The sequence below is a fragment of the Rothia sp. P5766 genome, from assembly GCF_048513555.1.
GTDB lineage: Bacteria > Actinomycetota > Actinomycetes > Actinomycetales > Micrococcaceae > Rothia.
This window is the reverse complement of record NZ_JBLXXS010000008.1, coordinates 119,094-131,651: the sequence shown is the minus strand read 5'-3', so window position 1 is coordinate 131,651 and position 12,558 is coordinate 119,094. Positions and strand designations below refer to the sequence as shown.

At 56.1% G+C, this 12,558-nt stretch carries 14 protein-coding genes; all 14 read right to left on the bottom strand.

Annotated elements, in window-relative coordinates:
• Positions 1–965: 23S rRNA (adenine(2503)-C(2))-methyltransferase RlmN (gene rlmN, locus ACN08V_RS05995; RefSeq protein WP_419104872.1), on the bottom strand; the 965-nt coding region annotated here is incomplete at its 3' end.
• Between the two features lie 126 nt (positions 966–1,091).
• Complete coding sequence (gene map / locus ACN08V_RS05990) at positions 1,092–1,928, bottom strand: type I methionyl aminopeptidase (RefSeq protein WP_419104871.1); 837 nt, start codon at positions 1,926–1,928, stop codon at positions 1,092–1,094.
• Positions 1,929–2,039: 111 nt separating this feature from the next.
• The gene (locus tag ACN08V_RS05985) at positions 2,040–2,603 is read right to left on the bottom strand and encodes an adenylate kinase (RefSeq protein WP_419099320.1); all 564 of its coding nucleotides are present in this window, start codon (positions 2,601–2,603) and stop codon (positions 2,040–2,042) included.
• A complete protein-coding gene (gene secY / locus ACN08V_RS05980) occupies positions 2,600–3,910 on the bottom strand; it encodes a preprotein translocase subunit SecY (protein WP_419099319.1) in 1,311 nt (436 codons plus the stop codon). Before secY ends, ACN08V_RS05985 begins: the two co-directional genes overlap by 4 nt.
• Before the next feature lie 291 nt (positions 3,911–4,201).
• A complete protein-coding gene (rplO, locus tag ACN08V_RS05975; RefSeq protein ID WP_419099318.1) occupies positions 4,202–4,660 on the bottom strand; it encodes a 50S ribosomal protein L15 in 459 nt (152 codons plus the stop codon).
• 2 nt (positions 4,661–4,662) lie between these two features.
• On the bottom strand, positions 4,663–4,872 hold the full coding sequence (gene rpmD / locus ACN08V_RS05970; protein WP_419099317.1) for a 50S ribosomal protein L30: 210 nt from the start codon (positions 4,870–4,872) through the stop codon (positions 4,663–4,665).
• A complete protein-coding gene (gene rpsE / locus ACN08V_RS05965; RefSeq protein WP_419099316.1) occupies positions 4,872–5,555 on the bottom strand; it encodes a 30S ribosomal protein S5 in 684 nt (227 codons plus the stop codon). The genes rpmD and rpsE overlap by 1 nt, the downstream gene beginning before the upstream one ends.
• A complete protein-coding gene (gene rplR, locus ACN08V_RS05960; RefSeq protein ID WP_419104870.1) occupies positions 5,555–5,914 on the bottom strand; it encodes a 50S ribosomal protein L18 in 360 nt (119 codons plus the stop codon). Before rplR ends, rpsE begins: the two co-directional genes overlap by 1 nt.
• Before the next feature lie 2 nt (positions 5,915–5,916).
• Positions 5,917–6,453, bottom strand: a complete 537-nt coding sequence (gene rplF, locus ACN08V_RS05955; RefSeq protein WP_419104869.1) for a 50S ribosomal protein L6 — start codon at positions 6,451–6,453, stop codon at positions 5,917–5,919.
• A gap of 25 nt (positions 6,454–6,478) precedes the next feature.
• Positions 6,479–6,877 carry a 30S ribosomal protein S8 gene (rpsH, locus tag ACN08V_RS05950; RefSeq protein WP_419099313.1) on the bottom strand — a complete coding sequence of 133 codons (399 nt, stop codon included), beginning with the start codon at positions 6,875–6,877 and terminating at the stop codon, positions 6,479–6,481.
• Positions 6,878–6,945: 68 nt separating this feature from the next.
• A complete protein-coding gene (rplE, locus tag ACN08V_RS05945; protein ID WP_135013744.1) occupies positions 6,946–7,506 on the bottom strand; it encodes a 50S ribosomal protein L5 in 561 nt (186 codons plus the stop codon).
• The gene (rplX, locus tag ACN08V_RS05940) at positions 7,506–7,841 is read right to left on the bottom strand and encodes a 50S ribosomal protein L24 (RefSeq protein ID WP_419099312.1); all 336 of its coding nucleotides are present in this window, start codon (positions 7,839–7,841) and stop codon (positions 7,506–7,508) included. Before rplX ends, rplE begins: the two co-directional genes overlap by 1 nt.
• Positions 7,842–7,844: 3 nt before the next feature.
• On the bottom strand, positions 7,845–8,216 hold the full coding sequence (rplN, locus tag ACN08V_RS05935) for a 50S ribosomal protein L14 (RefSeq protein WP_135013742.1): 372 nt from the start codon (positions 8,214–8,216) through the stop codon (positions 7,845–7,847).
• Between the two features lie 348 nt (positions 8,217–8,564).
• On the bottom strand, positions 8,565–12,548 hold the full coding sequence (locus ACN08V_RS05930) for an amino acid adenylation domain-containing protein (protein WP_419104876.1): 3,984 nt from the start codon (positions 12,546–12,548) through the stop codon (positions 8,565–8,567).
• Positions 12,549–12,558 lie beyond the last annotated feature (10 nt).

Below are 12,558 nucleotides of genomic sequence, written 5' to 3'. Positions count from 1 at the left end.
AGGAGGTCCGCGCGCCAGCCCTGGTCGTTGATGTCGCGAATGAGTGCGTACTCGATGGAGATACGGCGGCCGGTGGTCCGGTAGTAGTCGTAGGCCGCGTCGAGGGTTTCGTCGACTTTCCAGCGCTGGTTGATGGGGATCAGTTCGTCACGAAGTTCATCATCTGGGGCGTGCAGAGACAGCGCCAGAGTGATGGGGAGTTTTTCGAGTTCAAATTTGCGGATACCGGGGACTAGTCCAACGGTAGACATGGTGATGCCCCGTGCTGAGATTCCTAGGCCTTCGGGGGCCGGATCGATGAGGCGGTGGACGGCCCCCATGGTTGCCTTATAGTTGGCGAGGGCTTCACCCATGCCCATGAAGACGATGTTGGAGACGCGCAGGGGGCGGGTGTTTTCGGAGCCGCCTTCGGCCTCTTCAAGGCCCTTCATTTCTTTCAGGTAACGGGCACCGGCTACAACCTGCTCCACGATTTCGGCGGTGGAAAGGTTGCGGGTGAGACCCTGCTGGCCGGTGGCGCAGAAGGGGCAGTTCATACCGCAGCCTGCCTGCGATGAGATACACATGGTAACGCGGTTTTCGTAGCGCATGATCACAGACTCGACCAGTGCTCCGTCAAAGAGGCGGTGAACTACTTTGAGGGTGTCACCGCCATCTGCTTGGAGAGTACGCACGGTGGTCAGAAGCTGGGGCATGGCTTCTGCGACCATTGTATCGCGTTCGGCGGCGGGTAGGTCGGTCATCTGCTCGGGGTCAGTAACCAGGCGTTCAAAGTAGTGCTTGGAGAGTTGGGCGGCGCGGAAGGGCTTGTAGCCCAGTTCTTCCAGAAAGGCGCGGCGGCCTGCCATGTCGAAGTCAGCGATGTGGCGCGGGGGCTTGCCGCGGCGAGGGGCCTTGAGGATGATTTGCCCCGGCTCTGGTCTGGCGCTGGAGATTTCCAGGGGGACGCTAATCGTTTCAGTCATAAAGTCTATGCTTTCGGTGAGGGGTGGGGGCTAGCGGCCTTTCCCCGGTGAAATGGTTCGTTTCTGATGGTCGGAGCGGCGGGTAATCCAAAGGTTCTGAGGGTGCCGCGCCTTCGCAATGAATTCTTAGGCAGGAATGGGCTTTACCGTAACACCGAGCTTGGAGAGTTCGGAGGCTCCGCCGTCTTCGGCGGTAAGGACCCAAATACCGTCTGAGTGGATCGCCACGGAGTGCTCCCATTGGCAGGCATCTCCCCCATCAAGAGTTTTGATGGTCCAGTCATCTTCGAGGGTGACGGTTTCAATGCCGCCGGTGACCAGCATGGGCTCAATCGCTAGGGCCATTCCTTTTTTGAGGCGGGGGCCCAGGTCACGAGCGGCGTAATTGAGTACGTCTGGGGCCATGTGCATGGAAGTGCCAATTCCGTGGCCTACAAAGTCTTCAATGATCCCGTACTTGTCGCCGGTTTCTTGGCGGACAAAGTTTTCAATGGCGAAACCAATTTCACCGACTTTTTTGGCTCTTGCGACAGCGGCAATGCCCTGCCAGAGAGCCGCGCGGGTGATCTCGGAGAGCTCGCGGCGGGCATCGGATACGGTTTTCCCGACCAGGACGGTTCGGGCGGAGTCGCCGTGCCAGGTGGTTCCGCGGTCGTCCTGAACGGTTGCGCCGCCGTCAATGGAGATAATGTCACCTTCAGCTAAGACCCGGTCGCCGGGGATCCCGTGGACCACTTGGTCGTTGACGGAGGTACAGATAGTTGCCGGGTAGTCGTAGTAGCCCAGGAAGTTAGACCCGGCCCCGTGTTCGGCGAGTACCTTCCGGAAGACCCGGTCAAGCTCTGCGGTGGTCACACCGGGTAGGGCTGCGGCAACGGCAGCATCTAAGGCGCGGGAGGTGATAACACCGGCTCGGGCCATCTCAGCTAGTTGACAGTCGGTTTTGTACTCTATGCGGCGCATGTGTCTCTTTCAGGGCTGTATGGGGCTTGTGGTAAATGCCAAGGCTACACCAGTGTGCGTTAAAGTGCTGTGCCCCCGCAATGACCGGGGGCACAGGTGGGTCGGTAGGCTCTACTTAAGAGCATCCATGATGCGGGCGGTAACCTCATCGATCTCGCCCAGACCGTTGACTTCTGAAACCAGCTGACGCTCGGTGTAGATTTCAAGCAGCGGAGCTGTTTCTTCTTGGTAGACCTTCAGGCGGTGGCGGATGACCTCTTCGTTATCATCTGAGCGACCTTCTTTAGCGGCCCGACCCAGCAGACGCTGAACCAGTTCGTCGTTATCTGCAACCAGGAGCAGAACACGGTCAATTTTCTGGCCCATGTCAGCAAGAATTGAGTCGAGTTCAGCAACCTGAGCGGTATTTCGGGGGTAGCCGTCCAGCAGGAAGCCCTGGGCGGTATCGTCTTCAGCCAGACGAGCGCGTACCATACGGTTGGTTACCGAGTCTGGAACCAGGTTGCCTGAGTCAATGTAGCTCTTTGCTTCTTGGCCCAGGTCGGTAGCTTCCTTAATATTCTTGCGGAAGATGTCGCCGGTAGAGATAGCGGGAATGTTCAGTTTTTCAGCGATTTTGACGGCCTGAGTGCCTTTGCCGGCACCGGGAGGGCCGATGATGAGCAAGCGGTTCATCGGAGCAGTCCTTCGTAGTTGCGTTGTTGGAGCTGGGCGTCGATCTGCTTGATAGTATCAAGACCAACGCCGATAACGATCAGCAGTGAGGCACCGCCGAGCGGGAAATTTTGGTTGGCACCAAAGAGCACAAATGCAATCAGTGGAATCAGGGCCAAGAATGCTACATAGATAGCGCCCGGTAGAGTGATGCGGTTCAGGACGTAGCTCAGGTACTCCTGGGTTGGTCGCCCTGCACGGATACCGGGAATGAAGCCGCCGTACTTCTTCATATTGTCTGCTACTTCCTCGGTGTCAAAGGTGATTGAGACATAGAAATAGGCGAAGCCAAGGATCATCAGGAAGTAGAGAACCATGTAAAGCGGTTTGTCACCCATGGTTAGGTTGGCCTTGACCCAGTTGACCCATTCCGGTGGTGCAGAGCCATCGGAAGGAGTATTGAACTGAGCGAGCAAACCGGGAACCATCAGCATGGATGATGCGAAGATGATGGGGATAACACCGGCCATATTGACTTTAAGGGGAATATAGGTGGTTGTTCCCCCGATAGTGCGGCGACCAATCATACGCTTAGCATACTGAACCGGGATACGACGCTGGGACTGTTCTACAAAGACCACAGCAACGATCAGGACCAGGCCAACTGCAATGACAGCTGAGAAGATACCCCAACCTTGCGCCTGTAAAATAGCGCCAAATGCACCGGGGAAGGAAGCAGCAATAGATGTAAAGATCAGCAGGGACATACCGTTGCCCACGCCCTTCTCGGTGATCTGTTCGCCCAGCCACATGACGACGCCGGTACCGGCTGTCAGGGTGGTGATAATCAGAAGAATGTTGAGAAAACCGTCCTCGGGAATTACCGGCAGGGTGCACCCTTGCAGCAACATGCCCGAACGAGCCAGTGAAACGATGGTTGTGGCGTTCAGCAGAGCCAGCAAGATAGTCAGATAGCGAGTGTACTGGGTGAGTTTAGTCTGCCCCTGCGCGCCTTCCTCATGGAGTTGCTGGAACCGGGGAATCACCACGCGCAGCAGCTGCACAATAATACTGGCGGTAATGTATGGCATAACACCCAGGGCAAAAATCGAGAGCTGAAGCAGCGCGCCACCGCTAAAGAGGTTAATCATGTCGTAGATACCACCGCTTGCGGTGATGGTATTGAGGCACTGCTGGACGTTTCCGTAGGAAACACCGGGGGCGGGGATAAAGACGCCCAACCGGTAAATCACGATAATTCCCAGGGTGAACAGCAGCTTGTTACGCAGGTCAGGCGTCTTAAAGGCCCGTCCGAAAGCGGTCAGCACATGTCCTCCTGTGAGACAAAAGTTTTGGTAGCCCTTCTTTTTCCTGGCCGAAGCCAGAAGACGGAGCTTTTACACAATCTTCTACAGTTTAGCGCTTAATCTTAATTATTTCGCGGTCACGCTGTGTGGCCAGCCCTATACCCAGGCTTTTCAGTGTTGATATTCTGGCTTCGCTCCCCCACCCCAGCTTTCCAGCAGATGAGACCGGCCCCTGTAGATGGCATTAAAAGAAGGGCTCCCCTCACGGTGACGTGAGAGGAGCCCTACCGGTTAACCCGGTGAGTCCAAAGACTACTTGACGGTTACAGAACCGCCAGCAGCTTCGATCTTAGCCTTAGCTGATTCGGAAACCTTATCAACGGTTACCTTGTAGGCTACTGAAACTTCGCCGGTACCCAGAACCTTAACCAGCTCGTTCTTGCGAACGGCGCCAGCTGCTACCAGTGCGTCAACGGTGATGTCGCCGCCCTGAGGGAACAGTTCCGCAATACGGTCCAGGTTAACAACCTGGTACTCGGTACGGAAGGGGTTCTTGAAGCCGCGGAGCTTGGGAAGGCGCATGTGCAGCGGAAGCTGACCACCTTCAAAGCCCGCACGGACCTGGTAACGAGCCTTGGTACCCTTGGTACCGCGACCTGCGGTCTTACCCTTTGAGCCTTCACCGCGGCCTACGCGGGTCTTTGCCTTATGGGCACCCGGAGCCGGGCGCAGATCGTGAATCTTGATAGCGTCGTTATTTTCTACTGCCATCTTTACTTGACCTCCTCAACCTGAACCAGGTGAGCTACGGTGTTGACCATGCCGCAGGTGACGGGGTCAGCAGTGCGAACAACCTTGTTACCGGGGCGCTTGAGGCCCAGGGAACGAAGGGTGTCGCGCATGTTCTGCTTTTCGCCAACGTAGGACTTGATCTGGGTGATTTCCAGCTTTGCATCGCTGGGCTGAATACGCTTGCCGGACATTAGGCACCTGCCTTTTCAGACTGAGCGACACGCAAGAAGCCGGGGATAACCTCGTCCTGGGGAAGACCACGGCGTGCTGCAACTGCAACGGGCTCTTCGAGCTGACGCAGTGCATCGATGGTCGCGTGGACAATGTTGATCTGGTTCGAGGAACCGAGTGACTTGGACAGCACATCGTGGATGCCTGCTGCCTCAAGTACGGCACGAACGGGACCACCAGCGATAATACCGGTACCAGCGGTAGCGGGGCGGAGCATAACTACGCCTGCTGCTGCTTCACCCTGAACGCGGTGAGGAATGGTGCGACCTTCAATACGGGGTACGCGGAAGAAGTTCTTCTTAGCTTCTTCAACACCCTTAGAGATGGCCGCGGGAACTTCCTTAGCCTTACCGTAGCCGACGCCAACCATACCGTTACCGTCACCAACAACGACAAGTGCGGTGAAGCTGAAGCGACGACCACCCTTGACGACCTTGGAGACGCGGTTGATGGTGACAACGCGCTCGATGAACTTGTCCTTCTCTTCTTCGCGGCCGCGGTTGCCACGACGATCACCACGGTTACCGCGGCGGTCGCCACGCTCGTTACGGCGGGCTTCGCGCTTCTCGGAAGTTTCAGCGGTAGCTTCTGCGCTTGCTTCAGTCACCTGAGTTTCCTTTTCATTTACAGTCTGCTCGCTCATTAGAGTGCCAGACCTCCTTTGCGTGCGCCTTCTGCAACTGCTGCGACACGGCCGTGGTACTTGTTACCACCGCGGTCGAAGACAACTGCCTCGATGCCTGCTGCCTTGGCACGCTCGGCGACGAGTTCGCCCACGCGCTTTGCCTTAGCGGTCTTGTCTAGCTCTGTGGCGCGCAGCTCAGCTTCCATGGTGGATGCTGATGCAAGGGTTACGCCCTTGGTGTCGTCAATGACCTGAACGAACATGTGACGAGCTGAGCGGGTAACAGACAGACGAGGACGTGCTGCGGTACCTGAAACGTACTTGCGAACGCGGGCGTGACGGCGTGCGCGCTGTGCTGACTTAGTCTTTACAGCCATTGTTACTTACCAGCCTTTCCGACCTTGCGACGGATCTGCTCGCCTGCAAAGCGAACACCCTTACCCTTGTAGGGATCGGGCTTACGCAGACCGCGAATGTTAGCTGCAACCTGGCCAACCTGCTGCTTGCTGATACCGGAAACGGTCAGCTTGTTAGCGCCCTCAACAGCGAATGAGATACCTTCAGGTGCCTTAACGGTGATGGGGTGTGAGTAGCCAAGTGCGAACTCGAGGTCGGAACCCTTTGCGGTTACACGGTAACCGGTACCAACGATTTCGAGCTTCTTGGTGTAGCCTTCGGTGACACCGATGATCATGTTCTGAATCAGGGTGCGGGTCAGGCCGTGCAGAGAGCGTGAATCGCGCTCATCGTTCGGGCGGGTGACGGTGAGTACACCGTCTTCGAGAGTGACCTCGATGGGGGCTGCAACTTCGTGAGTCAGCTCGCCCTTTGAACCCTTAACGGCAACAAGGTTGCCGTCGATTTTTACCTCAACGCCGGCAGGAACCGAGATGGGGAGACGTCCAATACGTGACATTCTTCTTCCTTTCTCTTCTTACCGACTACCAGATGTAAGCGACGACTTCGCCGCCAACACCCTTCTTCGCAGCCTGCTTGTCAGTAAGCAGACCTGAAGAGGTTGACAGGATTGCGATACCGAGGCCACCGTGTACCTGAGGAAGGTTGGTGGACTTTGCGTATACACGCAGACCCGGCTTGGAAATACGACGAACGCCAACAATGGAACGCTCGCGTGAGGGGCCGAATTTCAGTTCGAGGGTCAGAGTCTTACCGACTCGTGCTTCCTCTTCCTTGAAGTCAGCGATGTAGCCTTCAGCTTTGAGGATCTCGGCGATGCGAGCCTTCAGCTTGGAGTAAGGCATTGAAACGGAGTCGTGATGTGCTGAGTTTGCGTTGCGCAAACGGGTCAGCATATCTGCGACAGGATCTGTCATAGTCATGGTGGGCTGAGCCCTTCCTCGTTATGGTTTCCTCACCTGAGTACAGGTGCGGACCTATAACGTAGTCGTTACTGAGTCTTGAACGGGAAACCGAGTGCTTTGAGAAGCGCACGGCCTTCATCGTCGGTCTTTGCGGTGGTAACCACGGTGATGTCCATGCCGCGTACACGGTCAATGGAATCCTGGTCGATTTCGTGGAACATTGACTGTTCGGTCAAACCGAAGGTGTAGTTACCGTTACCGTCGAACTGGCGATCCGAGAGGCCGCGGAAGTCGCGGATACGGGGAAGAGCCAGGGTGACCAGGCGGTCGAGGAATTCCCACATGCGGTCGCCACGGAGAGTGACGTGCGCACCGATGGGCTGGCCTTCGCGCAGCTTGAACTGTGCGATGGACTTCTTCGCGCGGGTAACGAGAGGCTTCTGACCGGTGATTGCGGTGAGGTCGCGGATAGCACCATCCATGAGCTTCGCGTCCTTGGCAGCTTCACCAACACCCATGTTAACGACGACCTTAACGATCTTCGGTGCCTGCATGACGTTCTCGTACTTGAACTCTTCTTGCAGGGCGGGGGTGACTACTTCGTTGAACTTCGTCTTGAAACGAGGGGTAATCTTTGCTTCGGTCATTAGATGTCCTTACCCGAGCTCTTGGCAACGCGAACGCGAACAGTGCGCTCCTTGCCATTGCGCTCTACGGTCTCGAGGCGGTAACCAACGCGGGTCGGCTTCTTGGTCTCGGGATCAACGATTGCAACGTTAGAAACGTGAATCGGAGCCTCAACCTTTTCGATGCCACCAGCTTCGCCGGTCATGGGGTTAGCCTTGTTGTGCTTGGTGATGATTTTTACGCCTTCAACCAGCACGCGCTCGGTCTTAGGGAATACCTTAAGAACCTTGCCCTGCTTACCCTTATCTGCACCTGAAATAACCTGTACCAGGTCACCAGACTTGATTTTAGCCATGAGTTAGAGCACCTCCGGAGCAAGTGAAATGATCTTCATGAACTTCTTGTCGCGCAGTTCGCGGCCAACAGGTCCGAAGATACGGGTGCCACGGGGGTCACCATCGGTGTTCTTGAGAATTACTGCTGAATTCTCGTCGAACTTGATGTAGGAGCCGTCGGGACGACGAACTTCCTTCTTGGTGCGGACGACAACTGCCTTAACAACGTCGCCCTTCTTTACGGTACCGCCGGGGATTGCGTCCTTGACGGTTGCGACGATGATGTCGCCAATGCCTGCGTAACGACGCTTTGAGCCGCCGAGAACACGGATGGTCAGGATTTCCTTCGCACCGGTGTTGTCAGCAACCTTGAGTCGTGACTCCTGCTGAATCATATTTCTCCTGTCGTCTCGCCGGTTCCGACACGCGGTATAGGTTGCGAGCCAGCCTTGCGGAACATTTCTACGGGATGTTGACGCGCCGGTCTCTCATACCTGAAACAGGGTAGAGAGTTGGCGGACACGCCTAGGAATCAGTCATGCCCCGAGCATCTGGACCCGCGTGGTGAGCGGGCGAACCCCGCTGTGTGAGCGGCATTATGCTGTGGCACGAAAGAAACCGTGGTTATGTAGCTATAGGTAGCCACATAGGTTATCAACTTTACCACAGTTAATCAGCACTGAACAGCCCGCACTTAGGGCAGTGCGAGTGATTTAGGCTGTAGTCAGCCTGCACTCCTTCACTCAAGCCTGGTCGAAAATTTTTTGCAAGACTCCACCGAAGCTTTGGGGCTTGACCAAGTCAACATGTTCTTGGGCAACCTGAACCCACCCATAGTTTGCGCAGTATCTAGCCCAGCTTTCCGGCTCTAGCCCCTTCTCCTGGGAGCGCAGAGCTGATAAGAGAGTAGTAGAAGTAACGATAGGAGAAGGATCCCCCAAACGAACGAGTTCCATGGCCCTGTGGACCTGGTCGATACAGACGTTCAGTTCAGCATCCCCCAAGGATCCCAGCGCTGTATTGGTTCCCTCAAGTAGTTCAACTACCCTGCTTCTGGTGAGACCTGTTTCTGCAGTTTCTAGACCGCCCATTCGGACTAAAGCCTGCCATTTTTGATCTTCTGTTGGTGGCTTCTGCCTACGCCACAGTTCCTGCGGGTAGGCATCGAGGAGGATAAGCCGCCCAGGTGCCAGAGCTGCCTGCTCTAGCTGGTAGACCATCTCCTGGGCTACCATCCCGCCCAGTGACCAGCCCAGTAGGGTGAGCCCTTCTAGTTCTATACCGGCCTCATGAAGCACCCCAATATAGTCTCTAGCTAGTTGTTGAATACTGCCGGCGCTAGGGGCCTGCGGGTCTCTGTAAGCCGCTGCTTGCAGGGCCCAGATTGGCTTCCGGGCAGGTAGATAGGGCAGGTAGGTGTGATAGCACCAGCCCAGCCCGCCAGCCGGGGGGACAAAAACAATATGGTTTTTCTGCTCTCTGTCCTGGCTCTGACGTAGGCTCAAAAGCGGTACGAAGTCATCAGCTTCGTTGCTCTCCAAGGCTTGGGCAAGTAGGCGGGGGGTGGGGTTTGTAAAGATTTGCGAGAATGAGCCTTTCTTCCCTGTCTGCCGCTCAAGGCTTGCCAAGAGGTTTAAGGCTGCTAGTGAATTACCGCCCTGCGCAAAAAAATCAGTATCGGGGCCAGCCTGGAAGCCCAGTAGGGTGCTATAAATAGCGCAGATTTCTTCCTCCAGAAGGCTCTTGACCTGATGACTAATCGTCGGTGACGGCTGATCGTGCTCGGCCTGCTCAAGGTAATAGTTTCGCAGGGATTTACGATCTATCTTGCCGTTAGGGGTCAAAGGCAATTCTTGGCCAAAGATCCACTGGTTGGGAATCATATAATCGGGGAGCTCTTGGCCGGTGTAGGTCGCGTAATCAGCAGGGTTGGTATCCGTGCACCCCTGCCTCAGTTCCACAAAAGCCACCAGGGCATCAAGGCGTTCGGGGAGGTAGAGAACAGCAACATTAGAGACATTCGGGTGTCCTGCCAGCACCGTCTCAATCTCGCCTAGATCCACCCGTTGGCCCCTGATCTTGACCTGGTTATCTGCCCTGCCCCGGTAGTAAACATTGCCCTGGCTATCCCAGTAGGCAAGGTCTCCGGTGCGGTAGGAAGGCTCTCCGGCGCAGTCCAGGTAGAAAGAGGCCTGACTTAGCTCCGGTCTTTGCAGATAGCCGCTTGCCACCTGCACACCGTGCAGGTGCAATTCCCCCACTACCCCGGGGGGGCACTCTTGCCCGGCCAGGTCGCGGATAGAGAGGCCGGTATTCCACACCGGTCTGCCAATAGGCACCTGGCTGTATGAACTCCCGGGCAAAGCAGAAAAAGCTGTCACATCAATAGCTGCTTCGGTCGGGCCGTAAAAGTTATGGACCGGAGCCTGATAACGCCTATGAACCTGCAGGACACTTGAAGCTGGGAGCTGCTCACCAGAGCAAATAAAAGCTCTAGGGCCTTGCTTGCCGGCTTGAGGGCTATCCAGGAGTGCCAGAGAATCCAGATAGGCTGCTAGCATGCTGGGAACAAAATGCACAAGGTCGGCACCGCCTTGTTCCAAGATGCCGGCTAGGTACTGGGGGTCTCTATGCCCGCCAGGGGCAGCAACCACTACGGTGGCCCCCTGAGTCAGAGGCCAATAGAGTTCCCAGATATGCACGTCAAAAGAGATTGGGGTCTTATGCAGTACCCGCTCACCTTCCTCTAGCCTGAGCAGGTCTTGTTGCCAGGCAAGCCGGTTGGCTAGAGCTCCCGCGCTGGTGATAACTCCCTTGGGGCGGCCGGTAGAGCCAGAGGTAAAGAGGGCGTAAATATTTTCATGAGCTTGAAGGCTACTGCCCGCCCCTGCCTCTATCAGTTCTTCCGGGCCTAAAGCTACTGCTCGTTCGGTGAGCTCTTGCCAGCTCACCAGCTCAGGTACCATTTGCCCTTCCAAAGGGGCCACACCAGGTCCCTGGCAGATAAGACTGGCTTGGGCGTCCTGGCACATGGAGCTGATCCTACCAGCGGGTAGGGCCGGGTCCAGGGGGAGGTAAACTGCCCCCAGATGTAAGAGAGCATAAAGCAAGATGAACTGCTCCAGACCACGCTCAACCCGCAAGCCAACGGTATCCTGCCTGCTGACACCGTAGCTTTGGAGAGCCCTTGCGTAGCGAAGGCTCAGGTCCGCTAGCTGCTGGTAGGTCAAAGTACGGTGACCAAATTCGGTCTCAGAGGAGCCGTAGGAATCATAGGGGGCCGCCTCAATGACCGCAAAATCTTCTGGCTGTCGCCGGCTAAATTCAAGAAAACGGGCAGCCAAGGGCTGGTAGTTCACATCATGGGCGGTCCTGTTAAACTCTTCCAGGGCAGTTCTTTCACTGGCCGTTGCTTGCTTTAATTGATCGAGCTCACCTCCACGCCCACACAGCTGAGCGTACTGTTCAAGCCAGCTAAGGATACGCTCACCATGCAAGTGACTTTCTTCTAGGCTGTAGAGAGCTGGGTTACAGTCTACTTCCAGGCTTAAGTCCGCCCCGGGTCTTGGCATTCCCCTTAGGCAGACAGTTATATTCTCAACCGGCCCTGCAAGCAGATTATGGATCCGGCCTGTGGTGCCACCACCAAAATCGAGCGCTGATTCAAAAGGAACAATATTGATCTGAGCCCCGGTCAGACGACCCCTACTAGCAGTTATTCTTTCCAGGTCCTCATAGCGTGCCAGGGGGTGCCCCTGGGCAAAGGCCATTTCCTGAGCAACTTTCTGGGCATGCTCCTTAACATCACCGCTCGCTGGGACCGCAAGAGGCAGGAGGTTGACAGCACTACAAAGGGTAAGCGCGCTAGCCTTGGAACCGGCAAGAGTACGGTTCATCAGAGGCACCGCAAGGCGGCTCACCTCGCTCCGAGCTGCCCTGGCTAGATAAGAGCCTAAAGCAGCGGTCAGTAGCTGAGACCAACCCACCCCGAAATCCTTACTGGCTTTAAGGAGGCTAGCCTGGAGCTGCTGGCTGACAGTGTGGCGTGAGCGGTAAGGCCTGAAGCTTGCCGGTGCCGTGGCCTGGGCAACTGAGGTATCGGCGCTGAGATCCTCTTCTGCCAGTTTCTTGATCCAGGCCTGCCTATCTTGGAGTGCCCGATCAGCTTGTTCTTGGCTCTGAATAGTCAATTCCGCTAGCGATGAGCGCTTACCGACTGTGCTCTGCCCGTGCAGACCTTCCCGGTACAGTTGGGCCCAGCGGCCCAAAAGTGTGTGCACAGCGTAGCCGTCAGCTATCAGGTGATGGGCTGCGTGGTAGAGCCAGGTTCTCTGACCCATCTCGATGAGTACAGCATCTACCCCCTTGCCGTTAAACACGTCTAGGGGTTGCTGAGCTCGCTGATAACACCACTGGCTGACTGCCTCAAACTGATTCTGCTGTTCTGGTAAGCGGCAGTGCTCTATGAGCTCTCTCTGCTCTTGGTCCTCAGGTGTTGTCCGCGCTCTCCACTGAGGAGTGACCTGTTTACTTTTTAAACCCTGGGGGGCTTGTTTTATCTCTTCCTGGCAAAACTCTGCCCCTATAGCCTCATGTTCAGAATAAGCATCATGCAGGGCTGCTTCCAAAACCTGGTAGTCCAAGCTACCACTGATTTCAATGAGCTCAGCGGTGTTGTATCTGGGATTCTGCGGTTCTGCCGCCGTGGCGCAGTAGATGCCGACCATTGAGGCAGGT

What these genes read in the sequence shown, in the direction of transcription:
- rplF (WP_419104869.1), bottom strand. Translation starts at nt 6,453, where the DNA reads ATGTCACGTATTGGACGTCTCCCCATCTCGGTTCCTGCCGGCGTTGAG.
- ACN08V_RS05985 (WP_419099320.1), bottom strand. Translation starts at nt 2,603, where the DNA reads ATGAACCGCTTGCTCATCATCGGCCCTCCCGGTGCCGGCAAAGGCACT.
- rplX (WP_419099312.1), bottom strand. Translation starts at nt 7,841, where the DNA reads ATGGCTAAAATCAAGTCTGGTGACCTGGTACAGGTTATTTCAGGTGCA.
- rplR (WP_419104870.1), bottom strand. Translation starts at nt 5,914, where the DNA reads ATGGCTGTAAAGACTAAGTCAGCACAGCGCGCACGCCGTCACGCCCGC.
- rpmD (WP_419099317.1), bottom strand. Translation starts at nt 4,872, where the DNA reads ATGTCCGGCAAGCGTATTCAGCCCAGCGATGCAAAGCTGGAAATCACC.
- rpsH (WP_419099313.1), bottom strand. Translation starts at nt 6,877, where the DNA reads ATGACTATGACAGATCCTGTCGCAGATATGCTGACCCGTTTGCGCAAC.
- map (WP_419104871.1), bottom strand. Translation starts at nt 1,928, where the DNA reads ATGCGCCGCATAGAGTACAAAACCGACTGTCAACTAGCTGAGATGGCC.
- rpsE (WP_419099316.1), bottom strand. Translation starts at nt 5,555, where the DNA reads ATGAGCGAGCAGACTGTAAATGAAAAGGAAACTCAGGTGACTGAAGCA.
- rplN (WP_135013742.1), bottom strand. Translation starts at nt 8,216, where the DNA reads ATGATTCAGCAGGAGTCACGACTCAAGGTTGCTGACAACACCGGTGCG.
- ACN08V_RS05930 (WP_419104876.1), bottom strand. Translation starts at nt 12,548, where the DNA reads ATGGTCGGCATCTACTGCGCCACGGCGGCAGAACCGCAGAATCCCAGA.
- rplO (WP_419099318.1), bottom strand. Translation starts at nt 4,660, where the DNA reads ATGGCAGTAGAAAATAACGACGCTATCAAGATTCACGATCTGCGCCCG.
- rplE (WP_135013744.1), bottom strand. Translation starts at nt 7,506, where the DNA reads ATGACCGAAGCAAAGATTACCCCTCGTTTCAAGACGAAGTTCAACGAA.